We start from the raw sequence: 24,428 nt of genomic DNA, 5'->3' as shown, positions 1-24,428 counted from the left end.
ATCGTCGCGCGATCCTGCCGAGATCTGACATCATCGCATGCTGCACCCGGCAGGCGGCCCTCGCCCCTCCCGCAGCACGCATTGGGGCCCGGACGATGCCGAATGTCTACCGCCTGCTGATCTGCGACGACGACGCGGTCCTGCGCGATACCCTGACCGAGCAGCTCGATCTCTGCGACGAGTTCACGGTCTTCACCGAGGCCAACGCCACCGACGCGATCCGGCGGGTCGCCGCGGAGCGGATCGACCTCGCCGTCATGGATGTCGGCCTGCCCGACCTCGACGGGCGCGAGGCCGTGCGCCGGATGCGCGCCGCCGGCTTCCGCGGCCCGGTGATCATGCTGACGGCCCAGGATTCCGAGGCGGACCACGTCGAGGGGCTGGAGGCCGGCGCCAACGACTACGTCACCAAGCCGTTCAAGTTCGGCATCCTGCTGGCCCGGATCCGCGCCCACCTGCGCAGCCACGAGGCCTCCGAGGACGCGGTCTTCCAGATCGGCCCGTACACGTTCCGCCCGGGCGCCAAGCTCCTCGTCGGCGAGCGCGGCTCCAAGCTGAAGCTCACCGAGAAGGAGACCGCGATCCTGCGCTTCCTCTACCGGGCGGGCCGGGCCGTGGTGAACCGCGACACCCTGCTGGCCGAGGTCTGGGGCTACAACGCCCAGGTGACCACGCACACGCTGGAGACGCATATCTACCGGCTGCGCCAGAAGATCGAGCCGAACCCCGCCACCGCCGCGATCCTCGTGACCGAGGGCGGCGGATACAAGTTGCTGCCCTGACGAATTGAAGCTTTACGTGTAGGCGATCCGGCGGGTTCGCGTATGCGCAGGGTGGTGAGGCGTTCTTGGGGCTCGACGACGATATCGCGATCCTCGCGGCCGCGCCGCTGTTCGGCTTCCTCGACCGGGACGCCCTGCGCCTGCTGACCTTCGCGGCCGAACGGCGCGACCTCGCGGACGGCGACCTGCTCTTCGCCCGCGGCGATCCGGCCGATGGCGGCTTCGTGGTGATGGCGGGCACGATCCGCCTGGAGCCCCGGGTTCCGACGGCCGAGCCGGTGCGGGCCGGGCGCTCGGCCCTGATCGGCCAGCTCGCCCTGTTCGTGCGCGGGACGCGCCCGACCGAGGCCCGGGCCGAGGGGAGCGCCGCGGTGATGCGGATCACCCCGATGCTGATGCGCCGCGTGCTGGAGGAGTTCCCCGCCGCCGCGCGGGCGGTCCACGACACCCTGGCGGACGACCTCGCCGGGCTGGTGACCGATCTCGATCAGGTCCGCGAACTGCTCGAGGTCATCGACGGCATCTCCTCAGGTGACAGCTCCGGTGGCCGCTTGTAAGCACGGGCTCCCGCCGCAAGAGTTCTGACCCGTCCCATGTCCCAGGCCGGCAAGCCCCATTCCGATCTCGCCCATTCCGATCTCGCCCATTCCGATCTCGCCCAGACCATCGAAGCCGCCTGGGACGACCGCGCCAACGTGTCGACCGCCACCAAGGGCGCGGTGCGCGAGGCGGTCGGGGCGGCCCTGGAGCTGCTCGATTCGGGTAAGGCCCGCGTCGCCGAGAAGTCGGGCAACCACGACTGGGTGGTGAACCAGTGGCTGAAGAAGGCGGTGCTGCTCTCCTTCCGCCTCAACGACATGGCGACGATCGAGGGCGGCCCCGGCGGCGCGCCCTGGTGGGACAAGGTCGCGTCGAAATTCGCCGGCTGGGGCGAGGCCGAGTTCCGCGCCGCGGGCCTGCGCGCCGTGCCGGGCTGCTTCGTCCGCCGGGGCTCCTACATCGCCCCCGGCGCGGTGCTGATGCCGAGCTTCGTCAATCTCGGCGCCCATGTCGGCGAGGGCACGATGGTCGACACCTGGGTGACGATCGGCTCCTGCGCGCAGGTCGGGAAGAACTGCCACATCTCGGGCGGCGCCGGTATCGCGGGCGTCCTGGAGCCGCTCCAGGCCAACCCGGTGATCATCGAGGACGACTGCTTCATCGGCGCCCGCGCCGAGGTGGCGGAGGGCGTCATCGTCGGCCAGGGCAGCGTCCTGTCCATGGGCGTCTATATCGGCGCCTCCACCAAGATCGTCGACCGGACCACCGGCGAGGTCATGTACGGCCGGGTGCCGCCCTACTCGGTGGTCGTCTCGGGCACGATGCCCGGCAAGGCGCTGCCGGACGGCACGCCGGGCCCGGGCCTCTACTGCGCGGTGATCGTCAAGCGCGTCGATGCCGGCACGCGGTCCAAGACCGCCATCAACGAGCTGCTGCGCACCTGATTCATCCGGGACCTGGCGGGAGCGCGATGGAGACGTCCGAGCTGACCCTGACGGTGGCGGGCCGGACGGTGCCGACCCCCTGCGACCGGATCGGGGCGGGGCCGGACGCGCTCCTGCTCCCGGCCCTGTCGACCATCTCGGCGCGGGCCGAGATGCGCGGCCTCGCCGGCCGCCTCGGGACGGAGTACCGCTGCCTCGTCCCCGACTGGCCGGGCTTCGGCGCCCGGCCGCGGGCGCGGGTCCCCCTCGCCCCGGCGACCTTCCACGCCTTCCTGGACGCCCTGCTGGCGGCCGCGCCCGGCCCCTACGCCCTCGGCGTCGCGGCCGGCCACGCCGCCGGCTACCTCGTGGCGGCGGCGCGGCGCCACCCGCGGGCCTTCGGGCGGCTGATCCTGGTGGCCCCGACCTGGCGGGGACCGCTGCCCACCGCGATGCCGGGGCGGGCGCACTGGTTCCCGCGCATCCGACGGGCCGTGGAGGCCCCACTCCTCGGCGAGGCACTCTACCGGATCAACATCAGCCCGCCGATCATCGGCCGGATGATGCGCGCCCACGTCTACGCCGACGCGGCCCGGGTTACCCCGGCGGTGGTCCGCGACAAGCACGCCATCACCCGCCAGCGCAACGGCCGCTTCGGCACCGCCGCCTTCGTCACCGGCGGCCTCGACCCGGTGGGCAGCCGCGACGCCTTCCTGGCCCTGTTCGGCGACGGCCTGCCGCCGACCCTGGTGCTGCGCCCCGCGGGCGCCCCGCGGCGCTCGGGCGCCGAGATGGACGCCCTCGTCGCCGGCGGCCGCGTGACCGGCGCCGCGATCCCCGGCGCCCTGAGCCCGCACGAGGAGCATCCGGACGCCGTGGCCGCCGCGATCCGGGAAGGCTGAATTCGTTCGAGGGCTCCCGGAAAGGTTCTAGCCGGTCATCCCGCCTGATCCCACGTTATGATCGGCCTCATGATCGTTTCGCGCTCGTCGACTTCGTGAATGCCGTCGTAGCTGACGCCACAAAACCTCAGGTTATTCTTGTAGAAGAACAGATGGGACGCCATTTCCAGAAGGAAGGTGAATGGCTTCTCGTTCCGATACGTCCCTGTTCTGCGCACGTAGAGTTCGGGCTGTCGAACGATGTTCCAGTCTGCGTCAAAAAATCTTCGTATCAATGGAAGATAGAATTTGACGTACTCGATCAGATGTTCCCGCGATTGGAATCCGATATAGTTGCAGAAAAAGTCGGAAATCATGCGGTACTGATCGACGAAGCGCACGCCGTACAGCCCGTCTAGAAAAGCGATTCCCTCATCCTTGATGCCGAGATAGCCAACTTCCTTGTAGAATTGGAGATCTTGAAAATTGGCCTTTCGATCGTACGAAGGTAGATATCCCCATCCGTAACACTTCAGGCACGGGAAGGCGAACGCCAGCAACGTCTGAAGCTCCAGGGGTAGGGACAGATTCTTCTCGAAGAACCGTGACGACACGACGAAGAACGGATACTGCGCGAAAGGCTTCTCGAATTCAGTGAGAAGGAACGACCATTCCGCGATAAATCTGCTCCCGGCGTCAATGATGCTGGGATTGAGGATGCGTTCCTCGATATACGCGCTCCGAAAATCGCGTGGCGCGCCGGTTTTATCGACGAAATAGAATTTCGCGGGGAGGTCCCTGTCGAAAAATTTCCTGTCTATCGGCGTCGATCTCGCGACATGATTGAATTCATGCGCCGTGATGACGTAGAGGGACCCAAGTTCTTCGCGGCGGTGATCCTCCTTCTGGGTGTCAATCATCAGAGTGCCGCTTTGCGCTGCCCGCGATAGAACATCTACCGGTCAGTGTTGCCGAGCAAACTTGCCTCGGGCTTGCATCGGAGGTTGTCGACGTGCGTTTCCCCGGGCATCGCCATGCTCTGACGACGCTTCGCACCGCGCGCCGATCGGAATGCGCACCTACAACATGCAGCGGTTCATAAGGCGCCTCGGCCGCCGCACGCTGGACAGATCGGGCCGCCTGTGCAGGGACTGAACGGGCCGGCTGAGCCGTTCCTCCGGCAGCGGGCGCGCCCCGCAGATTCCATCCGAGAGAGTCCCGGATCCGATGCTGCGCACGCCGTCCCTGCCCCTCCTCGCCCCGGCCGCCCTCGCCCTCCTCCTGGCCGTCGCGGCCCGCGCCGAGGATTCCCCCCGCCCGGCCCCCTCGGCCCCCCCGGCAACGCCCGCGGCCCAGTCCCTCGGCGCCGACACGCTGAAGCCCGGCAAGCCGGCCGTGAAGCCCTACCTCGCCGACGGGGCGGTGCCGGATGCCGTCCAGTTCCTGCCCTCCCCGCCGGCCCACGACGCGCCCCTCGACAAGGCCGACCGGGCGGCCTTCAACAGCACCCGCGCCCTCAAGGGGTCGCCGCGCTGGGAGCTGGCCGCCAACGACGTGTCCGAGGGCGCCGCCGCCGTCCTGGAGAACTTCGCCTGCGTGCTCGGCACCCGGATCGATCAGGCGCGGGTGCCGGCGGTGATCAACCTCTTGGAGCGCGCCCGTCTCGATCTCGCCCGGGCGACGCGCGGACCCAAGGTCCATTACCGGCGCCTCCGCCCGTTCGTCGGCAACGAGGCGCCGATCTGCGTGCAGCGCAGCCAGGCCCTGGCCGACAGCTTCAGCTACCCGTCGGGCCACGCCACGCAGGGCTGGGCCTACGCGCTGATCCTCGCGTCCCTGGTGCCCGAGAAGGCGACCCCGATCCTGGCCCGCGGCCGGGCCTACGGCGAGAGCCGGATCGTCTGCGGCGTGCACTGGCTCAGCGACGTGGCCGCGGGACGCCTGACCGGCACCGCGGTCTTCGCCGCCCTGATGGGCGACGCGGCCTTCCGCGCCGATCTCGACAAGGCCCGCGCCGAGCTTCGCGGCGCCCTCGCCAGCCCCGGGACGGTTCCCGATCAGGCCGCCTGCACCCGGGAGGCGACCGCCCTGCGGGAGCCCCCGCTCGAGTTCTAGGCGCGAACGATTGTAGATTTGAACGCTTCCAAGTGTGTCATTTACAACACGTTTTCGGCTTGATCGAGCGGCCGTGATCGATGGTACGGGAGCCCCGGGCGCCGTGTAGAGGCGCGTTCGTGGGTCCCCGATGTCGTTTCGTTCCGCTCCGTCCGGTCTGCTCCTCGCCACCACCGCACTGACCACCGTCGCCCTCGTTCCGGCGGCCGCCGCGCAGGGCGCCGCCGTCCAGCTCGACGAGATCTCCGTGGAGGCCGCCCGCCCGGCGGCCGCCGCGGCCCCGACGGGCGGCGTCGGCGGCGGCAATGTCAGCCGCGGCGACGGCGGCGGCGCGGCCACCAGCGGCGGCGGCGGCGGCCCCTCCGGCGTCACCGGCTACGTGGCGCGCGTGAGCCCCGCGGCGACCAAGACCAACACGCCCCTGCTCGAGACCCCGCAATCGGTCTCGGTGGTCACCCGCGAGCAGCTCAACGACCGCAACGTGCAGGATCTGGCCCAGGCGATCGCCTACACGCCGGGCGTGTCGAGCAGCGTGTTCGGCTTCGATCCCCGCTACGATGCCTTCTACATCCGCGGCTTCAGCGCGACCTACAACGGCATCTTCCGCGACGGCCTGCGCCTCAATGCCGTGGGCCTGACGATCCCGCGCAGCGAGCCCTACGGGCTGGACGCGGTCACCATCCTGAGGGGTCCGGCCTCGGGCCTCTACGGTCTCGGCTCGCCCGGCGGCATCGTCGACTCGACCTCGAAGCGGCCGGTCTTCGTACCCTTCGGAGAGGTGCAGTTTCAGGCCGGCAACTACGACCGCTTCCAGGGCAATTTCGACATCGGCGGCCCGGTGGCGGGCACCGACGGGACGATGGCCTACCGCGTGACCGGCGTGAAGCGCCAGTCCAACACCTACCTGCCCGGCGGCGACGACGACCGCACCTTCATCGCCCCGTCCTTCACGTGGCGCCCGGATTCCGACACCAGCTTCACCTTCCTCAGCGAGTATTTCGAGTCGCGCCTGCCGGGAACGTCCTTCTTCTACAACGATCCGGGCTTCCGGGTGACCAATTTCTACTCCGGAGATCCGGCGCTCAACCAGTACAAGCAGCAGCAGTATCGCGTCGGATACGCCTTCGAGCACAGGTTCTCGCCGGATCTGATCTTCCGTCAGAACTTTCGCTACTACGACGTCCGCGCGGATTACGATTACACCTCGATCACGGGGCTGAACCCGGCCCGGACCCTGGGCGCGCGGACGGCCGGCGCCTACCTGGACACGCTGGGCCAGATCTCCCTCGACAACCAGCTCGAGGGCCGCTTCACCAGCGGTCCGATCCAGCACACCCTGATCGGCGGGGTCGATTACGCCCATTACGACTACACGCGCGCCTTCGGTTTCGGGGCCGCGCCGGACCTCAACCTCCTGACCTTGAACTACGGGCAGCAGGTCATCGCCCGGCCGCGCTACACGAACTTCCAGAGCCAGGCGCAGGATCAGATCGGCGCCTACTTGCAGGATCAGGCCAAGCTCGGGCGCTTCGTGCTGACCCTCACCGGCCGGCACGACTGGGTCTTCCAGAACACGAGCGACCGGACGGCCGGCACGGTCGCCGACCAGACCAATCGGGCCTTCTCGGGCCGCATCGGCCTGAATTACCTGCTCACCGACTTCCTGGTGCCCTACGCCAGCTACGCCACGACCTTCACGCCGCAGGTCGGCGTCGACGTGAACGGGAACCCGTTCAAGGCCGCGACCGGCGACCAGATCGAGGCCGGCGTGAAGGCGGCCATCCCGAACACCAACATCACGACGTCGTTCTCAGGGTTCGACATCGTGCAATCGTCGCTCCTGCGGCAGGATCCGAACAACATCGCCAATCAGGTCGCGACCGGGTCGGTCGAATCGAAAGGGTTCGAGGCCGAGCTGACGGCGAACTTCGCGCCGGGAACCAACCTGACGCTGTCCTACACCCATCTCAACCTTCGCTATCTGCGCCAGACCTCCCTGGTCACCGGGCGGCCGATCGACGGCAACGCCCTCTCGGGGATCCCGGGCGACAGCTTCACCGCCTTCGGGACCTATCAGTTCGCACCCGGCTCGCCGCTGGCCGGCCTGCAACTGGGCGGCGGCATCCGCTACGCCGGGACGAGCTTCGCCGACGACGAGAACACCGTCCGCAACCCGACCGTGACCCTGTTCGACGCGCTGGTCGCCTACGATTTCGCGGCCCTCGACCCGAAGTACAGGGGCTTCCGCGCGCAGATCAACGCGTCCAACATCTTCGATCGCAGTTACACGACCTGCCAGGCCGGGTTCTGCTACCGCGGCGCGCCCGCGACAGTCATCGGCAGCCTGATCTACCGCTGGTAATGTCCGGGAGCGGGGGCCGCGGCATGGCAGGTCCCCGCCCCCGGCACTGGAGCCGGGATCGGAAACCGTCCTAAGGCCGGAGCATCGTCCTCCGACCCGGACCCGCCATGCTCTCGACCCTGCTGGTCGTGCTGCCGATCTTCGCGCTGATCTTCGCCGGCTGGCTGGCCCGGCGCGTCGGCGTGCTCGGGGCCGCCGCCACCACCGAACTCAACCGGTTCGTGGTCTTCCTGGCCCTGCCGGCGCTGCTGTTCGACGTGACCGCGCACGCCCACTGGAGCACCATCTGGAAGCCCGGCTTCATCGGGGCCTTCGGACTCAGCAGCCTCGCGATCTTCGCCCTCGCCGTGCTGATCCGCGGCGGGGCGGGGCGGCCGCTGGCCGACGCCGCGGTCGACGGGCTCAACGCCGGCTACGCCAATACCGGCTTCATGGGCTTCCCGCTGGCGCTCGTCGCCTTCGGGCCGGAGGCGCTCGCGCCCACCACGGTGGCGGCGATCCTCACGGTCTGCGGGGTCTTCGCGGTGGCGATCGTGCTCATCGAGACCGGTCTGCGGCGCGAGGCGGCCGCGTCGGGGAGGGGCGGCGGGGCGCGCCGGCCCGTGTGGTGGACGGTCGGCCGCTCGCTGGTGCGCAACCCGCTGCTGGTGGCACCGGTGCTGGGCGCGCTGGTGCCGAGCGCCGGCCTCGCCGTGCCGGACGCGGTCGCCACGTTCCTGAAGCTCCTCGGCGGCGCGGCGGCGCCCTGCGCCCTGGTGGCGCTCGGCCTGTTCCTGGCCCAGCCCCGCCAGACCGGGGGCGAGCAGGGGCGCACCGCCGCGCTGCTCGTCGGCTTGAAGCTGGTGCTCCACCCGCTCCTGGCCTACGGCCTCGGCCGCTACCTGTTTGACCTACCCCCGCTCCTGCTGCACACCGCGGTGCTCATGGCCGCCCTCCCCACCGGCACCGGGCCGTTCATGCTGGCGGAGTTCTACCGGCGCGAGGCCGACCTGACCGCCACCGTGGTGCTGGTCTCGACCGTGCTGGCCGTCGTGACGGTCTCGGCCTACCTCGCGGCGATCGCCTAGGTGGCCCGGTCGATCCCGGGCTCTCCGGACGGCCGCGGCCTCACATTCGGAAACCGGGCGACCACGCTCCTGCCGCAGAGGAATCGTAACGTTTGCCCCGTAGCGTCGTGGCGCGGAACGCCGTGTCCGCGCTAGAACGATCCGACAGGCAGGGGCGGAACGACGGCGGATGGTGGGTTCGGGAGTTTCCATCGCGGGGCGGATCGCCCGCCTCGCCTGCGCGACCGGCCTGGCGCTGAGCCTCTCGGCCTGCTTCCGGCCGCTCTACGGGCCGACCGCCTCGGGGGAATCCGTCCAGGCCCTGCTCGCCTCGGTCCAGGTCGACGACGTCGCGATGGCCCAGGGCCAGGAGCGCCTCGGCCACTACCTGCGCAGCGAGCTGGTCTTCGACCTCGACGGGTCCGGCCACCCGGCGACCAAGCGCTACCGGCTGAAGCTCTCGGGCTCCGAGATCGTGCAGACCCCGATCGTCTCCTCCACCACCGGCCGCGCCGAGGCCGGCACCCTGGTGGCCAACATCAAGTACAGCCTCGAGGACATGAGCGGCACCAAGGTCTACACCGAGGGTGTCGCCACCTCGACGGCGACCTACGACCGCTCGATCCAGCGTTTCGCCAGCCAGCGGGCAGCGCGCGACGCCGAGATCCGGCTGGCGAGCGTGCTGTCCGACCAGATCAAGAGCCGCCTCGCGGCCGTGCTCTCGACGAAGCCGTAATCCGACGTGACGGCGGTCAAGGCCGGCGAGATCGAGGGGCTGATCCGGCGCGGGCCCGATCCGCGCATCCCCGTCATCCTGGTCTTCGGGCCGGATACCGGCTTGGTGACCGAGCGGGCCCGGAAGCTCGCCGAGGATTTCGTCGACGACCCGGCCGACCCGTTCGCGCTGGTACGGATCGACGGCGACGCCCTCGCCTCTGATCCGGGCCGGCTGTGCGACGAGGCCGGGACCCTGGGGCTGTTCGGCGGCCGGCGGTCGATCTGGGTCCGGCCCGGCACCCGCAACTACGCGCCGGCCGTCGAGGCCGTGCTGGGCGCGACGGTCGCCGACGCCCGCATCGTGGTGGAGGCCGGCGACCTCGCCAAGAACAACCCGCTCCGCACCCTCTGCGAGCGCTCGCCGAAGGCGCTGGCGATCCCGTGCTACGCCGACGACGAGCGAACCCTCTCGGATTTGATCGAGCGCACGCTCCAGGAGCGCGGCCTGCGCATCGACCGCGCCGCCCGGGAGGTCCTGGCCCGCAGCCTCGGCGGCGACCGCCGGGCGAGCCTGATGGAGATCGAGAAGCTCGCCCTCTACGCCGCGGGGGAGGGGGACCGGACCGTGACCCTCGAGCACGTGGAGGCCGTGACCAGCGACGTCGCGGCGAGCGTGCTCAACACCCTGATCGACGCCGCCTTCGACGGCCGCCGCGACGCGGTGGAGCGCGACTACCGCCGCTTCCGGCACGAGGGCCTCGACCCGGGCGTGGTGCTGGGCTCGGCGCTGCGGCACGCCCTGACGCTGCTCACCACCCGCCTCGACAATCCCGACAAGACACCCGCCACGATGGTGGCGACGTGGCGGGGCCTGCATTTCAAGCGCAGGGCCAGTATCGAGGGCCAACTCGGTGCGTGGCCGCCCGGGACCCTCCGGCAGGCCGTGGCGGCCCTGCAGGAGGCCGTCCTCGCCTGCCGGCGGGCCGAGCCCGACTTGGCCCACGCGCTGGCCTCGGCGGCCCTCCTGCGGGTCGCCGAGGCGGGCGCGCGGCGGCGGCGCTGAGGCCGCGCCGCCGGCGGCGCGGATTGCCTTTCCCGCACCGGAGAGGGGGGTTACCGCGCGACAGTCTTGGCCGGAGAGGCCCGCATGCGAGAGGGCTGCGACACGACCCGACGCGGACACCGACGCGCGATGTCGGTGCTCCATCGCCCGGCCCGGACCGCCTGACCTGAGCGAGACACCACGCCCTCTGCCTCCGCGCGCCGCGGCCTGCTGGCCGCCCTCGTGCCGGGCCCGCGCCGGGCCTGCGCCGGGCTCGCTGAGCCCGGGCCCCCGGGCTGGCCGGGACGGTTCCTCAGGCGTCCGAGACCTTGAACCGGTTGAGGAGGGCCTGCAGCTCGTCCTGGGTCTCGTAGCGGATGCGGATCTCGCCCGAATCGGCGTCCTTGGGCTTGTAGGAGACCGGGACGCCGAGGGCCCGGTGGATCCGCAGTTCCAGGTCGCGCACCGTCGCGGGACGCTCGGCCGAGAGGCGCGGGCGCCCGGGGCGGGGCGTCTCGGCCGGGGCGGCCTCCGCGGAGGCGATCGCCTCCACGTCCCGGACCGACAGGCTCTCGGCCACGACGCGCCGCGCCGTCGCCTCCGGATCGCGCACGGCCAGCAGCGCGCGCGCGTGGCCGGCGGTCAGCTCGCCCGCGGTGACCCGCTCCTGCACGGACAGCGGCAGGTTGAGCAGCCGGAGCGTGTTGGCGAGGTGGCTGCGGCTCTTGCCGAGGATCTCGGCCAGCTCCTTCTGGGTGTACGAGAAATCCTTCATCAGGCGCTCGTAGCCGGACGCCTCCTCGATCGCGTTGAGGTCGGTGCGCTGGACGTTCTCCAGGATGGCGAATTCCAGGGAGCCGCGGTCGTCGATCTCGACCACCACCACCGGCACCTCGTCGAGGCCGGCGCGCTGGGCGGCCCGCCAGCGCCGCTCGCCGGCTACGATCTCGAAGGTCCCGGGCACGTCACCGATCGGGCGGACCACGATCGGCTGGATGATGCCCCGCTGGCCGATCGAGGCCGCCAGCTCGGACAGCTCCGTCTCGGCGAAGCTCCGGCGCGGATTGCGCGGGTTGGCGCGCAGGAACTCGATCGGAACCCGGCGCTGCTCCTCGGCCTTGGCCGAAGCCTTGCCGGCCTCGTTGAAGTCACCGATCAGCGCCGCGAGCCCGCGCCCCAGTCGAGGCTTCGCCCCCTCCTCCGCCATGATCGCCACCCGTGTCACGCTCCACACTCGCCCCTCGAACCGGGAGGGGGACTCAAACCCGTCAGGCCGCGGCCGGAACCCGGCCCTCGCGCTGGATCACCTCCGAGGCGAGACGCAGGTAGGCCTGACTGCCGGCGCATTTCAGGTCGTACAGCAGCGCCGGCTTCCCGTGCGAGGGCGCCTCGGAGATCCGGACGTTGCGGGGGATCACGGTCTCGTAGACCTTGTCGCCCATGAAGCCGCGCACGTCCGCCACGACCTGGGCGGAGAGGTTGTTGCGCGGGTCGAACATCGTCAGCACGATGCCCTGGATCGTCAGCTTCGGGTTCAGGGCGCCGCGGACCTGCTCGACGGTGCGCAGCAGCTGGCTGAGGCCCTCCAGGGCGAAGAACTCGCACTGCAGCGGCACCAGCACCGCGTCGGCGGCCGCCAGCGCGTTGATGGTCAGCAGGTTGAGCGAGGGCGGGCAGTCGATCAGCACGTAGCTGATCCGGCTGAGGCTCGGCGCCTGGGTCAGGCTCTTTAGCACGCCGCGCAGCCGGTGCGCCCGGTCGGGGAGGGTGGCCAGCTCAAGCTCCAGGCCGAGGAGGTCCATGGTCGAGGGTGCCAGCGACAGCCGCGGCACGGCGGTGGGGACCACCGCCTGCGCCAGCGAGGCCTCGCCGGCCATGACCTCGTAGGTCGAGACCCGGCGCTTGGCGCGGTCGATCCCGAGACCCGTGGAGGCGTTGCCCTGCGGGTCGAGATCGACGACCAGCACGTCCTCGCCGATCGCCGCCAGGGCGGTGCCGAGGTTGATCGCGGTCGTGGTCTTGCCGACGCCGCCCTTCTGGTTGGCGAGCGCCAGAACGCGCAGAGGGCGTCGCATGGATGAATCCATGGACCTGTCGGCGGGGTCGCCGAGGATCGCTTCGCTCATCGGTGGCTCGGGGCGGCGAGGGCAGTGACGCGCACGATCCGGGCTTCGGAATCGGTCCGGCTCGGCACGAGGTCGTTAACGACTCTCCACTGCGCGCCGGCCTGGGTCAATTCGGCTTGTACGTCCCGCCCCTTCGGAAACAGGCCGGTGGTGCCCGTTTTCAACAGAGGCTCCGTCCAGGCGAGGAGCTGCGCCATCGGGGCGAGGGCGCGGGCGCAGACCACGTCGGTCCCGACGTACTCGCCGATCACCGCCTCGATGCGGGCGTTGCGCACCCGGGCCGGCGCCCCGGTGAGCCGGGCGGTCTCGGTGAGGAACGCGCACTTGCGCGCGTTGCTCTCGACGAGGTCGACCCGGACGCCGCGCTCCTGGCCGGCGATGGCCAGGATCAGGCCCGGGATGCCCGCGCCGGAGCCGAGATCGAGCCACGTGCGGGCCTCCGGCGCGAGGTCGAGGAGCTGCAGCGCGTCGTCGATGTGGCGGCTCCAGACCTCCGCCAGCGTCGCGGGGCCGACAAGGTTCTTGATCGGCTGCCAGCGCCGCAGCTGCGCCACGTAGAGGTCGAGCCGCTCGGCTGTTTCACGTGAAACACCGGCCGCCGCCAGGATACGGGTGCGATCCGGATCGCTCATGCCGGGAGCCGGTCCGCGGGGGCCGACGCCGCGCGGGCCCCGCGCCGCGCGTGGGCGGCCAGCAGGGTGAGGGCAGCCGGCGTCACGCCCTCGATCCGCGCCGCCTGTCCGAGGGTCCCGGGGCGGACGGTCTCGAGCTTCACCCGCATCTCGTTCGAGAGGCCGCTGATCGCCGCGTAGTCCAGCCCCGCCGGCAGGCGCACGGCCTCGTCCCGGCGGAAGGCCGCGATGTCGGCGTCCTGCCGGTCGAGATAGACCGCGTAGGTCGCGTCGGTCTTCATCCGGTCGGCGATCCGCGGGGCGACCTCGGCGAGGTCCGGCCACACCGCCGCCAGGTCGGACCAGCCGATCTCCGGGTAGGCGAGGAGCTGGAAGCCGGTGCGGCGGATGCCGTCGCGGTTCAGGACGATCCCGTGGGCCGCGGCCTGGCTCGGCGTCAGGCTCACCGCGTCGAGGCGGGCGCGCGCCGCGTCGAGCGCCGCCTGCCCGGCCGCGAAATGGGCCGCCCTGTGTCCTCCGACGCAGCCCAGCGCGATCCCGCGCGGCGTCAGCCGGGCGTCGGCGTTGTCGACCCGCAGGGACAGCCGGTACTCCGAGCGCGAGGTGAACATCCGGTACGGCTCGCTGACCCCCTGGGTCACGAGGTCGTCGATCATCACGCCGAGATACGACTCGGCCCGGTCGAAGCCCGCGATACCGAGGCCGCCCGCGTGCCGGGCGGCGTTGAGGCCGGCCACCAGCCCCTGGCCGGCGGCCTCCTCGTAGCCCGTCGTGCCGTTGATCTGGCCGGCCAGGAACAGGCCCGGCAGGCTCTTCACCTGGAGGCCGATGTCGAGTTCCCGGGGGTCCACGTAATCGTACTCGATGGCGTAGCCCGGCCTCAGGATCGCGGCCCGCTCCAGCCCGGGGATCAGGCGGACGAGATCGCGCTGCACCTCTTCCGGCAGCGCCGTGGAGATGCCGTTCGGGTAGATCGTCGGGTCGTCGAGACCTTCGGGCTCCAGGAAGATCTGGTGGCCCTCCCGGTCGCCGAAGCGCACGACCTTGTCCTCGATCGACGGGCAGTAGCGCGGGCCCCGGCTGGCGATGCCGCCGGAATACATCGGCGAGCGGTGCAGGTTGGCGCGGATCAGGTCGTGGACGGCCCGGCTCGTCCGGGTGATGCCGCAGCGGATCTGCGGCGTCGTGATCCGCTCGGTCAGCGTCGAGAACGGCACCGGCTCGGCGTCGGCCTCCTGCATCTCCAGGCCGGACCAGTCGATGGTCCGCCCGTCGAGGCGCGGGGGCGTGCCGGTCTTCAGGCGCCCGAGGCGCAGGCCGATCCGGTCGAGGGTCCGCGCCAGCCCGACCGCCGGCGCCTCGCCGACGCGGCCCGCCGGGATCTGCCGCTCGCCGATATGGATCAGGCCGCGCAGGAACGTGCCGGTGGTCAGCACCACCGCGCCGCAGGCGAGGGTCCGGCCGTCGGCCAGGACGAGGCCGCGGAGGCGGCCTTCGGCGTCGAAGGCCAGGTCCTCGCAGGCGCCGGCGATGACCGTCAGCCCCTCGGTCCCGGCCACGGCCGCCTGCATGGCGGCCGCGTAGAGCTTGCGGTCGGCCTGGGTCCGGGGGCCGCGCACCGCCGGTCCCTTGCGGCGGTTGAGCAGGCGGAACTGGATGCCGGCCGCGTCGGCGACCCGGCCCATCAGCCCGTCCAGGGCATCGACCTCGCGGACGAGGTGGCCCTTGCCGAGGCCGCCGATCGCCGGGTTGCAGGACATCGCCCCGATCGTCGCCGGATCGTGGGTGACCAGCGCGGTGCGCGCGCCGCAGCGCGCCGCGGCGGCGGCGGCCTCGACGCCGGCATGGCCGCCGCCGACGACCGCGACGTCGAACCGGGCGGAGGAGGGGGTGAGCATCGGGTACCGAGCAGCCTTTCGCGGACATCCCGCCGCGGGTGCGAGGAGCGCCCCGGGCCGTGCACGGCGGGTGGGCGCGGGACCGGCGGATCTGCCGGGAGGTCTAAGCGCGCGAAGGCGCGCGGGTCAACGCGTCCCGTCCGCCGCAACGACGCACCCTTCGCCGGCGCCGGCGGATACTCTGGATGCGGTATTCAGAACGCCCGTCGCGTGAAGATCTGTCGTTCCCGCGCGCGTTGCTGTCGCGGATCCCGCGAGGACTTGGGCGTCGCGCCTTGTCAGCAGCTGCGGGCCGTGCAAATCTTGCGCCGTGACGCGATCCTGTGCGGACAACGCCGTCCGGCAGGCCCACGAGAGGGACCGTTTTCGCCGCGCCGCCGAGCGACGCGCGAGGAGGAGACTCGAGATGTCGTCGCTGACAATCGGCCTGGGCGCCGCCTGTTGCGCGGCCGGCGCCGCCGCCCATTTCCTCGACCGCACCCGGCGCAAGGAAGGCCTGTTCGGCCTCGCGGGCTTCGCCCTGCTCCTGACCGGGATGTTCCTGAGCCGCTCCTGAGGGGGGGCGCGTCGTCTCGGGCCAGGCTTCCCGCCAGGCTTCCCGGCCGAGCGTCGCGCCGGCCGGGATGACCGCACCGCGCGCGGACAGCCGCACGGTGCCTCCCGCGGCCCGCGAACGCGGGGCGCCGAGCCGGCTCAGCCGGTCATGGCCGTCGCGGTGTAGCCGGCCTTGGTCAGGGCCTCGGCGATGGTCAGCGCCTGCGCGTCGGTGCGGATCGCCACGCGCGCGGCGTCCCGGTCGACCTGCACGTCGGCCGCGGGATCGATCCGCTTCACCGTGCGGGTCACCGCGGCGGCGCAGCCGTCGCAGGTCATGCCCTCGACCCGCATCAGCAGGTCGGCGCGCGTCTCGTCCATCGGGGCCTCCATAACCGCTTCCCCGGGATGTCGGGGCCCGGCGGGGCCGGCGCAAGCCGGATGTCGGCTCAGAACAGCGCCGGCATGCGGAAGGCGTAATCGATGCGCAGGCCGAACTGATACTGGTTGGGGTTGCCGAACGGGCGCCGCACCAGCGGGCTGTTGCCGGAGGCGCCCAGGATCCGGGTGTAGCCGGCATAGGCCGTGTAGGCCCAGGTCTCGCTCTGCGTGTAGGTCACGCCGCCGAGCACGCCGGCCGAGTAGAAGCTGCGCGGATCGTAGGGGGTGACGCGCCCGTTCAGCGCCGCCTCGATCGGCGAGACGCCGAAGTACTTCCGGGCGTAGCTGGCATCGCCGACATTGAGGCGCGGCCCGATGGAGAACAGGAACTTCTCCGCCGGGATCAGGTAGTCGGCCGCCACCGAGCCGACCGTTCCGTGGTGCCCGTAGACGCCCTGGCGCAGCTCGACGCGGGTCCGGATGAACGAGACCGGGTAGAACTCCGCGAACACGCCGGGCTCCACGGCGAAGCGGGCGTCGCGGAAACCGTACAGGTGGCGCCGGTCGTCGCCGTAGTAGCGCCCCGGCACGAAGCGCGCGGTCGGGCCGATGCGGAACGACTCGGTGTCGAAGAGCGAGAAGCTGAACCCGTCATCCGGCGTCGAGAACCGGCGCGGCTCGCCGACCCGGCGGATGTCGATCGACGGGTAGCCGACGGCCGTGTAGTCGCTCGCGCCCGGGTAGCGCGGCACGGCCTGGATCGAGCCGCTGAGCGTGACGATCCAAGTGTTGGGATCGACCATCGCGAAGGTCGGCGTGGTGCGCGGAAGATCCGCGCCGAGATCCGCGGCCCGCGGCGCCGTCGTGCCGAGGGTCGCGAGGAGCGCGCCGGCGCCGAGAACGGCGCGAAATCGGGGAGTACGCGGGGGGGCGGGCGTCATGGCCACGCTTTATGATCCTTTTTCATCCCGTCCGCATTCGCAAGCCGCGCAACCCTCCCCGGATCGCCCCGCAATCGGGTCCGCCGTGATGAATCCGCAACGTTCCAGCGGGCGCGGGCGTCACACCGCGCGGAATTAACAGGCGGCGGCGCGCCATCGCGGTCCCTGAGCCTTGCCGGGCGGGGTGCGGGCGGCCAAAGATCCTGCGATTCGGTTCGCGCCCGGTGGGGATCGCTCGGGATGTCCCCCGGCGACCGGCGCGCGTTCCCGGCAGGTGTTCAGACGATGGTCCCGGTCCTCGGCCGGTACGCGGGGCTGCTGACGGTCGGCCTTCTCGGGCTCGTCGTTCTCGGGCCGCTCGCGGTGTTCCTGCCGCTCTGGAGTGCCCTGACGCTCGGCGCCGCGGCCGCCCTGGCGGGCGGTCTCGCCCTGACCCGTATCGCCACCCTCAAGGCGCGCTGCGAGAAGCTGTCCAGCGAGGTCGATCTGCTGTCCCGGCGCCTGCTCAAGGTCGAGACGGCGGCCGCGACCGCGGCGGCCCAGCCGCGGCCCGAGACCGCCGAGGCCGCCCTGCGCGCCCAGATCGAGGAACTGACCGTCGAGTTCGGGCTCCTCAGCGGGATCGTCCGCGACCTCACCACGGTCGTGAGCGCCCAGGATGCCGAGATCGCGGGCCTCAAGGCGAGGCCGGAGATCGCGCCCGAGATCAGGCCCGCGATCGCACCCGCCGAGGCGCCCCGGCCAATGCCCGCGGTGCCCGGCGCAGCCCTTCCGGATGCCGCAGCGGCCCCGTCGCCGCAGCCCGTGCCGGTACCGCCTCCGCAGGTTCAGGCCGCCCCGCTCGAGCAAGTCCCGCCCCGGTCTCAGCTCGCCCCGGCCTCGGCCCCGTCCGTCCCGGCGCGGCCGATCCCGCCGCGGCCGATCCCGCCCCGCCCCGCGATTCCCCCCGCGGACGAGGGCGCGATCGTCGCGGCCTTCGAGGGGGACGGTCTGGAGATCCACCTGCAGCCGGTGGTCACCCTGCCGCAGCGCAAGGTGGTGGCCTACGAGGCGCTGGCCCGGCTGCGGATCGGCGGCCCCGGCGCGCCGCCGGCCGAGCCCGAGATCTTCCTGCCGGTACTGGAGCGCTACGGGCGCACCACCGAACTCGACCGCCGCATGCTGCAGCGGGCCACGATCGTGGCGCGCCACCTCGCCCGGCGCGGCAGCGAGACCCTGCTGACCTACGGGCTGTCGCCGCTGTCGCTGTTCGAGCCCGGCCTCCTGCGCGAGCTGGCCCGCACGGCCGCCGACGATCCGGCCCTGGCCGGCCTGACCATCGCGCTGCCGCAGGAGAGCTGGCGCCGTCTCGATGCCGGCCAGCGGGGCCTGCTCGCGCCCCTGCAGGGCCGGATCGGGTTCAGCCTCGACCGCCCGGACGACCTCCGCTTCGACGCCGCCGAACTCGCGGCGCTCGGCATCGGGCAGGTCAAGGTGCCGGCGGAGATGCTGCTCCGGCCCGGCGCGGGCCGCAGCAGCCTGTCGGACATCGCCCTGGAGGACACCGCGCCGGCCCTGGCCCGGGCCGGGATCCGCGTCGTCGCCACGGGCGTCGCCGACGAGGCCGACGTCCCGGACCTGATCGACCTCGACGTACCGTTCGCGCAGGGGACGGCCTTCGCGGCCCCGCGCCCGGTGCGCGCGGAGGTCCTGGCGACCCCGCCCGCCGAGGAGCCGACGCCCCCGCCGGAGCCGGAGCGGCGCCCGTTCCGGTCGGTCCTGCGCAGGGCCGTGTGAGGGGCCGTGCCCGGGCACGCTGCCGGGCCGGCGGTCCCGTCACCAGTAGATCTGCAGGCGCGCGATCACCGTGTCGACCGTGAACGGGCGGGTACCCAGCGTCTCGGCCTGGGCCACCCCCGGCTGCACGCGCCCGTGCACGACGTTCCCGATCAACCGGAGGTTGGGTTCGGGATACCAGCTCAGACCGAGGGTCACGTCCTGCTCCATGCCCCCGCGGAAGCCCCGGGCGTCCAGGTCGACGGCGCTGTAGCGCACCGCCAGCTCGAACACCCCGATCCCGCCCCGGGAGAGTCGTTGCGCCTCCGGAACAGCCACGCCCCGGAAGGTCGCGTAGGTGGTGCCGCTCTGCGGCGTCAGCGCGTAGGCGCGGCCCTCGCCGTTGAGCACCAGGGCCGCCTCGACGTAGCCGCCCTGGAAATCGAGCGCGGTGCCGGGTTGGCCGGGACCGCGGAACGGCTGCAACGCGGCCCGGATGTACTCGGCCTGCAGCAGGAACGGGCCGCGGCGATAGGCCAGCTCGGCGCCGAGGCGCGACACGCTGGCGGCGTCGGGGAGGTCCCCGGTATCCACCAGGGGGCGGTCGAACAGGAAGGCGCCGGCGGGGCTGGAGAAGCTGAAGGCCCCATCCGACCGGGACCGGCTGCGGAAGACTCCGGCGAGACCGAGATGCAGGGTCTCGTCCCCTTCCATGATCGGCGCGACGGTGGCGCGGGCCGCGACCGCGACGCCGTCCCCGTCGATGCCGCTGCTGGCGGCGTTGCCGAACACGCCGGCCACCGCGGTCCAGGCCGCCCCGTGGTGCCCGGCCGCGAGGCCGAACCGGCGCTCCGGCACGAGGGCGTTGGCCACCGAGCGCTCGGCGAACAGCGTGTCGTTGTTGCTCTGCAGCCATTCCAGGCTGAAGGGCTCCTTCATGTTGCCGAGCGTCACGATCGTGTCCGGCAGCCCCTTCCAGGCGACCAGCGCGTCGTTGATCGGCAGCATCGGGTCCGCGAAATCGTACTGGAAGGCGATCACCCAGTCGCGGCCGATCGTGAGCGTCGGCTCGATCCAGGCCCGGCGCACGGCGACGTTGTCGGGGAAGGCCTCGGGCAGGTCCGGCCGGCTGAAACCCGCCGCGCCGCCGTCGATGTGGAGCCGCCCGCCGATCCGGAGCTTCACGTCGGGCTCGGGGAAGGTGAGCGTCAACCCCTTCGCGTCGTAGCGCAGGCGCTCGCCGTAAGGGCCGGCCATCCCCTCGAACGCGTCCTCGCCGGCGCCGGCGGGGCCCGCCAGGACGAGGGACACGGCCAGGATGGCCGGTGCGGTGCGCGTTCCGATCACGCGACCAGCAGAGAGCAGGTCGGCCGGGCGGCGCCAATCACCTGGCGCAGTCAAAGCCGGAAATCCGCGCGTCGTGGCCCGGCGGCCACGACCGTCGGTGGTCGGACCGGCGCCGGCCTAGACGGCGCGATTGTCGATCAGCCGGGTCCGGCCCAGGAAGGCCGCGGCGATGACCCGGGCCGGGCCGTCGACCCGCTCCACCGGCACCAGGGTCCGGGCGTCGCAGACCGCGAGGTACTGGACGCGGAACCCCGCCGCCTCCAGCGCCGCCCGCCCGGCGGCGATCCGGCCGGCCACCGGGGTGCCGTTGCGGGAGGCGGAGGCGATCTCGGCCAGGACGGCCTGGAGCTTCGGGGCGACGGCGCGCTCCTCGGCCGAGAGGTAGCGGTTGCGCGACGACAGCGCGAGGCCGTCGGGCTCGCGCACGGTCGGCACGCCGCGGATCTCCACCGCGAGGTCGAGATCCGCGGCCACCTGCTGAAGCACGCGGAGCTGCTGGAAGTCCTTCTCGCCGAACAGGGCGACGTCCGGCCGGACCTGGTTGAGGAGCTTGGTCACCACCGTGGCGACGCCGGCGAAATGGCCGGGCCGGAACGGCCCGCACAGCCCCTCGGTCAGGCCCGCGACCTCGATCCGGGTGGCGAAGCCCGGCGGGTACATGGTCTCGACGCCGGGCGTCCAGGCGGCGTCCGCGCCGGCCCCCGCCAGCAGGGCCAGATCCGCGTCGAGGTCGCGCGGATAGCGGGCGAAATCCTCGTTCGGGCCGAACTGGGTCGGATTGACGAAGATGCTGGCCACGGTCCGGCGGCCGATCCGCCGCGCCTCGGCCACGAGGGCGAGGTGCCCGTCGTGCAGGGCGCCCATGGTCGGGATCAGGACGACGCGCTCGCCCGCCGCGCGCCATGCGGCCACGCATCCGCGCAGGGCTGCGAGGTCGCGGAAGGACTGGAAGGTCGACTCGGACACGGCACGGGCTCCGGGGGAGGGCAGGGCCGGTCTAGAGCATGATGGGGAGCGGTGGAATCCGGCAGTCGACGCCGGATCCCGTCGTCGCGATCGGCGTCAGGGGCAGTAGGGCAGGAGGGAGCGCCCGAAGGGATCGTCCACGCCCAGCGGCGGCGTGAAGCCGTAATAGCTCGGATGCCCCAGGCCGTACTCGGAGCCGACGTAGCTCGGATCGTCCGGGGCGTTGGTCGGCACGGGCACCCGCCGGGGCGTGCAGCCCACCGGCACGCGACGGGACCGGACCGCGTAGACCGGCCGACGGTCGAGGCCGTCGTTGCGCGGGAAGAAGCGGGGGCTGCCGCCCACGCCCGCCTCGGCGCCGTAGCGGACGTCGAGATCGGCCGCCCGGCCCGGTACCGCGAGCAGCAGGACGAGTCCGAGCGCCGTCACCGCCCTGCGCGCCGTTTCCCGCATGCCGCCCCTGCGCCGCCTTCGTCTCTGTCGGAAGGCGACACCGTGCGACGGCAGGGTAAACGAGTGATTACCGCGGGATCACGTCAGCGACACGACGAGGGCGTCCAGGACGGCGGCCAGATCGCCCTCGGTCAGCCGGATCTGCAAGCCGCGGCCGCCGCCGTTGACGTGGATCTCGGCCGCCGGCTCGGTCAGGGATCCGGCGTCGATCGCGGTCGGGAAGGACCGCTTCTGTCCGAGCGGGCTGATCCCGCCGACATGGTAGCCGGTCAGCCGCTCGGCATCGGCCGGCTTGAGCATGGACGCGGCCTTGCCCGAGAAGGCGGCGGCGACCCGCTTCATCGACACCTCCCTGTCGGAGGCCACGAGCAGGCAGACCGTCCGTCCGTCGACCGACGCCATCAGGGTCTTCAGCACGCGTCCCGGGTCCACCCCGAGCGCCTCCGCGGCCTGCAGGCCGATGCGCGGCGCGTCCGGATCGTACGCGTAGACGTGGAGGCTGTACCGGATGCCGGCCTTGTCGAGGGCGAGCGTCGCGCGGGTCGTCTTGGAAAGTGTCTTGTTGGGTGTCTTGTTGGGTGTCTTGGCGGCTGTCTTCATGGTTCGTCCGGTCACGTCGAATGGGCGCGCGCGGCGATGAGGCGGCCGATCTCCGCGTAGGCCGCCGCGCAGGTGTCGGGGGAGGCGGTCGATTCCGTGACGTAGACCGCCGCGAGGATCGGCGCGCGCCCCGGCGGCCGGAGGATCGCGACGTCGTTGACGGTGCCGTTGTCGCCGCTCCCGGTCTTGTCGCCCGCGATCCAGTCGGGCGGCAGGCCGGCCCGCAGGCGCTTCCGGCCGGTCTCGCAGGCGACCATCCAGGCCTCCAGCCGGGCGCGCGAGTCCGGCGACAGGACGGTTCCGAGGAGGACACGGCCCAGGGTCGCCCGCATGGCGTCCGGCGTGGTCGTGTCGCGCGGGTCGCCGGGCAGTGCGGTGTTGAGGGTCGGCTCGGTCCGGTCGAGGCGGGTGACGGGATCGCCGGTGGTCCGCAGCCACGCGGTCAGCGCCTCGGGGCCGCCGAGATCCGCCAGGAGCAGGTTGGCGGCCGTGTTGTCGCTCCAGATCAGCGTGGCCGCGCACAGGTCCGCGACGCGCATCCGCCCGGTCCCGGCGCCGGCCTCCAGCGCCTTCCGGGTCACGGGCGCGTAGCTCAGGAGGTCGCCGGGCCCGTAGCTGACGACCCGGTCGAGGGTCTCGCGGCCGACATCGACCCGCGCCAGGACCGCCGCCACCGCCAGCGCCTTGAAGGTGCTGCACATCGGGAAGCGCGCGTCGGCGCGGTAGGCGGCGAGGACGCGGTCCGCCGAGGCGGCCGCGATCCCGAGGCGGCCGCCGAGCCGGTGCTCGATGGCGGCCCAGTCCGGCTCGGCCTCCGCGGCGCGCGCGCGCAGGGCGAGGGACGCGGTGAGGGGCGCGGCGAGCAGGCCGAGGCCGACGGCGCGGCGGGTCCAGACGATCATGGCGCATCCCCGTTCGAGACCGCGACGGCGCAAGCGGGCGCGGCGCGTCGGCGCTGGGATGGTATAGGGCGGCCGCGATTGTTTCACGTGAAACTCCGCCCCTCGCGCGGCCTGTGGGACCATGATCGATACTGACACCCTCTTCGCGCCGGCCAGCGGCTTCGGCCGGGCCGCTGTCGCGGTGATCCGCATCAGCGGCCCGGCCGCGCGCGACGCGCTCGTCGCCCTGGGCGGACGCCTGCCGCCGCCCCGCCGGCTGTCGCTGCGGAGCCTCCGGGATCCCCGCGACGGCACCGAGCTCGACCGGGCGCTGGTGGCGTGGTTTCCCGGGCCCGACACCTACAGCGGCGAGGATATGGGCGAGCTGCACCTGCACGGCGGCACGGCCGTGCGGATGTGTGTCCTCGCCACCCTCGCCCGCCTCCCGGGCTGTCGGGCCGCCGAGCCTGGGGCTTTCACCCGGCGGGCCGTCCTCAACGGGCGGATGGATCTCGCCGAGGCAGAGGCCGTCGCCGACCTGATCGACGCGGAGACCGAGGGCCAGCGCCGGCAGGCCCTGCGCCAGCTCGACGGCGCGCTCAGCCGGCAGGTGGCCGCGTGGCGCGCGGAGGCGATCGACTGCCTCGCCGCCGCGGAGGCCGCGCTGGACTTCGCCGACGAGGGGGACGTTGACGATGCCGGGCTCGACGCGGCGCTGCTCGACCGCGCCGCCCGCCTGCGCGACGCGATCGCCGCGGCGTTGCGCGACGGCCAGCGCGGCGAGCGCCTGCGTGACGGGTTCATGGTGGTGCTGGCGGGGGCTCCCAACAGCGGGAAATCGACCCTGCTGAACGCGCTGAGCCGACGGGACGTGGCCATTGTGTCGGACAGCCCGGGGACGACCCGCGACGCCATCGAGGTGCGGCTCGACCTCGGCGGCCTCCCGGTCATGCTGGTCGACACGGCCGGGCTCCGCGAGACCGTGGAGCCGATCGAGGCGGCGGGGATCGTGCGGACGCGGGCGCGGATCGACACGGCCGATCTCGTGGTCGCCCTCGTGCCCCCCGGCGGCGCGGTCCCGGACCTCGGGCCGGCGCGCGGCCCGATCCTGACCGTGCGTACCAAAGCCGATCTTTTTGCCGGCTCAGAACAAGGGGGTGATCCGGCGGACGTGACGGTCTCGGCCCATACCGGCGCCGGCATGGATGCCCTGCTCGATGCGATCCAGGCCGCGGCCACGGACGGTCTCGGCACCGGCGACGCGCTCATCACCCGCGCCCGGCACAGGGCCGCGCTGGAGGCCTGCATCGGCCATCTCGATCGCGTCTCGGGGAGTGCGGGCGGTCTCCCGGAGCTGGCCGCGGAGGATCTGCGGCTCGCGGTGCGGGCGCTCGGCGCGGTCGCGGGCCATGTCGGCGTCGAGGACGTTCTTGACCGGCTGTTCAGCGGGTTCTGCATCGGGAAATAGATTTAAAGCCGGCAACCAATCGGGCTGGATCGGGCCCG

The 24,428-nt window shown here is 72.2% G+C and carries 24 protein-coding genes; 12 read left to right on the top strand and 12 right to left on the bottom strand.

The annotated features are described in order from the left end of the window. Window positions 1-95: 95 nt before the first annotated feature. The 4 genes from ACLBYG_RS19170 (at window position 96) to ACLBYG_RS19155 (ending at window position 3,147) form a co-directional block, all read left to right on the top strand. Window positions 96-782 (top strand): response regulator transcription factor, encoded by a 687-nt coding sequence (locus tag ACLBYG_RS19170; RefSeq protein ID WP_020094282.1) that lies wholly within the window; start codon window positions 96-98, stop codon window positions 780-782. Between the two features lie 65 nt (window positions 783-847). Further along, entirely contained in the window at window positions 848-1,339 is a 492-nt protein-coding gene (locus tag ACLBYG_RS19165; protein ID WP_020094283.1) for a cyclic nucleotide-binding domain-containing protein, read from the top strand. 36 nt (window positions 1,340-1,375) lie between these two features. Then, window positions 1,376-2,266 (top strand): 2,3,4,5-tetrahydropyridine-2,6-dicarboxylate N-succinyltransferase, encoded by an 891-nt coding sequence (gene dapD, locus ACLBYG_RS19160; protein ID WP_447682451.1) that lies wholly within the window; start codon window positions 1,376-1,378, stop codon window positions 2,264-2,266. A gap of 26 nt (window positions 2,267-2,292) precedes the next feature. Next, a complete protein-coding gene (locus ACLBYG_RS19155; protein ID WP_447682450.1) occupies window positions 2,293-3,147 on the top strand; it encodes an alpha/beta fold hydrolase in 855 nt (284 codons plus the stop codon). A gap of 35 nt (window positions 3,148-3,182) precedes the next feature. Here ACLBYG_RS19155 and ACLBYG_RS19150 read toward each other — a convergent pair whose 3' ends face one another. Beyond that, entirely contained in the window at window positions 3,183-4,046 is an 864-nt protein-coding gene (locus ACLBYG_RS19150) for a hypothetical protein (protein WP_447682449.1), read from the bottom strand. A 307-nt stretch (window positions 4,047-4,353) separates the two neighbouring features. Between ACLBYG_RS19150 and ACLBYG_RS19145 the strand changes: the two genes are divergently transcribed. The 5 genes from ACLBYG_RS19145 to holA all read left to right on the top strand — a co-directional run bounded on the left by ACLBYG_RS19145 (window position 4,354) and on the right by holA (window position 10,429). Next, window positions 4,354-5,241, top strand: coding sequence for an acid phosphatase (locus ACLBYG_RS19145; protein ID WP_447682448.1), 888 nt, complete (start codon window positions 4,354-4,356; stop codon window positions 5,239-5,241). Window positions 5,242-5,371: 130 nt separating this feature from the next. Further along, window positions 5,372-7,603, top strand: coding sequence for a TonB-dependent siderophore receptor (locus ACLBYG_RS19140; RefSeq protein WP_447682447.1), 2,232 nt, complete (start codon window positions 5,372-5,374; stop codon window positions 7,601-7,603). A gap of 107 nt (window positions 7,604-7,710) precedes the next feature. Next, on the top strand, window positions 7,711-8,670 hold the full coding sequence (locus ACLBYG_RS19135; RefSeq protein WP_447682446.1) for an AEC family transporter: 960 nt from the start codon (window positions 7,711-7,713) through the stop codon (window positions 8,668-8,670). A 169-nt stretch (window positions 8,671-8,839) separates the two neighbouring features. Next, a complete protein-coding gene (lptE, locus tag ACLBYG_RS19130) occupies window positions 8,840-9,385 on the top strand; it encodes an LPS assembly lipoprotein LptE (RefSeq protein ID WP_447682445.1) in 546 nt (181 codons plus the stop codon). A 6-nt stretch (window positions 9,386-9,391) separates the two neighbouring features. After that, complete coding sequence (gene holA / locus ACLBYG_RS19125) at window positions 9,392-10,429, top strand: DNA polymerase III subunit delta (RefSeq protein WP_020094291.1); 1,038 nt, start codon at window positions 9,392-9,394, stop codon at window positions 10,427-10,429. A gap of 292 nt (window positions 10,430-10,721) precedes the next feature. Here the strand turns inward: holA and ACLBYG_RS19120 are convergent, their stop codons facing one another. From ACLBYG_RS19120 to mnmG, 4 genes are all read right to left on the bottom strand, one after another. After that, window positions 10,722-11,615 (bottom strand): ParB/RepB/Spo0J family partition protein, encoded by an 894-nt coding sequence (locus tag ACLBYG_RS19120; protein ID WP_026605106.1) that lies wholly within the window; start codon window positions 11,613-11,615, stop codon window positions 10,722-10,724. A 61-nt stretch (window positions 11,616-11,676) separates the two neighbouring features. Continuing rightward, window positions 11,677-12,534, bottom strand: coding sequence for a ParA family protein (locus tag ACLBYG_RS19115; RefSeq protein ID WP_020094293.1), 858 nt, complete (start codon window positions 12,532-12,534; stop codon window positions 11,677-11,679). After that, a complete protein-coding gene (gene rsmG / locus ACLBYG_RS19110) occupies window positions 12,531-13,166 on the bottom strand; it encodes a 16S rRNA (guanine(527)-N(7))-methyltransferase RsmG (RefSeq protein ID WP_447682444.1) in 636 nt (211 codons plus the stop codon). The genes ACLBYG_RS19115 and rsmG overlap by 4 nt, the downstream gene beginning before the upstream one ends. Beyond that, window positions 13,163-15,064: a tRNA uridine-5-carboxymethylaminomethyl(34) synthesis enzyme MnmG gene (gene mnmG / locus ACLBYG_RS19105; protein ID WP_447682443.1), complete on the bottom strand. Its 1,902-nt coding sequence runs from the start codon at window positions 15,062-15,064 to the stop codon at window positions 13,163-13,165. Before mnmG ends, rsmG begins: the two co-directional genes overlap by 4 nt. A gap of 406 nt (window positions 15,065-15,470) precedes the next feature. Here mnmG and ACLBYG_RS19100 point away from each other — a divergent pair, with 406 nt between their 5' ends. Then, window positions 15,471-15,620, top strand: coding sequence for a hypothetical protein (locus tag ACLBYG_RS19100; RefSeq protein ID WP_020094296.1), 150 nt, complete (start codon window positions 15,471-15,473; stop codon window positions 15,618-15,620). Between the two features lie 137 nt (window positions 15,621-15,757). On the opposite strand, the gene ACLBYG_RS19095 is transcribed toward ACLBYG_RS19100, so the two are convergent. After that, a complete protein-coding gene (locus ACLBYG_RS19095) occupies window positions 15,758-15,979 on the bottom strand; it encodes a heavy-metal-associated domain-containing protein (RefSeq protein WP_026605107.1) in 222 nt (73 codons plus the stop codon). Window positions 15,980-16,047: 68 nt separating this feature from the next. Continuing rightward, on the bottom strand, window positions 16,048-16,926 hold the full coding sequence (locus tag ACLBYG_RS19090) for a MipA/OmpV family protein (RefSeq protein ID WP_056533515.1): 879 nt from the start codon (window positions 16,924-16,926) through the stop codon (window positions 16,048-16,050). A gap of 234 nt (window positions 16,927-17,160) precedes the next feature. On the opposite strand from ACLBYG_RS19090, the gene ACLBYG_RS19085 reads away from it, so the two are divergent. Beyond that, the gene (locus tag ACLBYG_RS19085) at window positions 17,161-18,696 is read left to right on the top strand and encodes an EAL domain-containing protein (RefSeq protein WP_447682442.1); all 1,536 of its coding nucleotides are present in this window, start codon (window positions 17,161-17,163) and stop codon (window positions 18,694-18,696) included. 39 nt (window positions 18,697-18,735) lie between these two features. Here ACLBYG_RS19085 and ACLBYG_RS19080 read toward each other — a convergent pair whose 3' ends face one another. The 5 genes from ACLBYG_RS19080 to bla form a co-directional block, all read right to left on the bottom strand. Then, entirely contained in the window at window positions 18,736-20,022 is a 1,287-nt protein-coding gene (locus ACLBYG_RS19080) for an OprO/OprP family phosphate-selective porin (protein ID WP_447682441.1), read from the bottom strand. 117 nt (window positions 20,023-20,139) lie between these two features. Continuing rightward, complete coding sequence (panC, locus tag ACLBYG_RS19075) at window positions 20,140-20,988, bottom strand: pantoate--beta-alanine ligase (protein ID WP_020094301.1); 849 nt, start codon at window positions 20,986-20,988, stop codon at window positions 20,140-20,142. A gap of 96 nt (window positions 20,989-21,084) precedes the next feature. Further along, window positions 21,085-21,441: a hypothetical protein gene (locus ACLBYG_RS19070; protein WP_020094302.1), complete on the bottom strand. Its 357-nt coding sequence runs from the start codon at window positions 21,439-21,441 to the stop codon at window positions 21,085-21,087. Between the two features lie 78 nt (window positions 21,442-21,519). Continuing rightward, complete coding sequence (locus tag ACLBYG_RS19065) at window positions 21,520-22,041, bottom strand: aminoacyl-tRNA deacylase (RefSeq protein WP_447682440.1); 522 nt, start codon at window positions 22,039-22,041, stop codon at window positions 21,520-21,522. Between the two features lie 11 nt (window positions 22,042-22,052). Next, complete coding sequence (gene bla / locus ACLBYG_RS19060) at window positions 22,053-22,943, bottom strand: class A beta-lactamase (RefSeq protein ID WP_447682439.1); 891 nt, start codon at window positions 22,941-22,943, stop codon at window positions 22,053-22,055. A 121-nt stretch (window positions 22,944-23,064) separates the two neighbouring features. Here bla and mnmE point away from each other — a divergent pair, with 121 nt between their 5' ends. Next, window positions 23,065-24,390: a tRNA uridine-5-carboxymethylaminomethyl(34) synthesis GTPase MnmE gene (mnmE, locus tag ACLBYG_RS19055; RefSeq protein ID WP_447682438.1), complete on the top strand. Its 1,326-nt coding sequence runs from the start codon at window positions 23,065-23,067 to the stop codon at window positions 24,388-24,390. Window positions 24,391-24,428 lie beyond the last annotated feature (38 nt).

This window comes from Methylobacterium sp. D53M (assembly GCF_053345625.1).
Note: the sequence above shows the minus strand (reverse complement) of the source record. Positions and strands in the feature narration are given on the sequence as shown.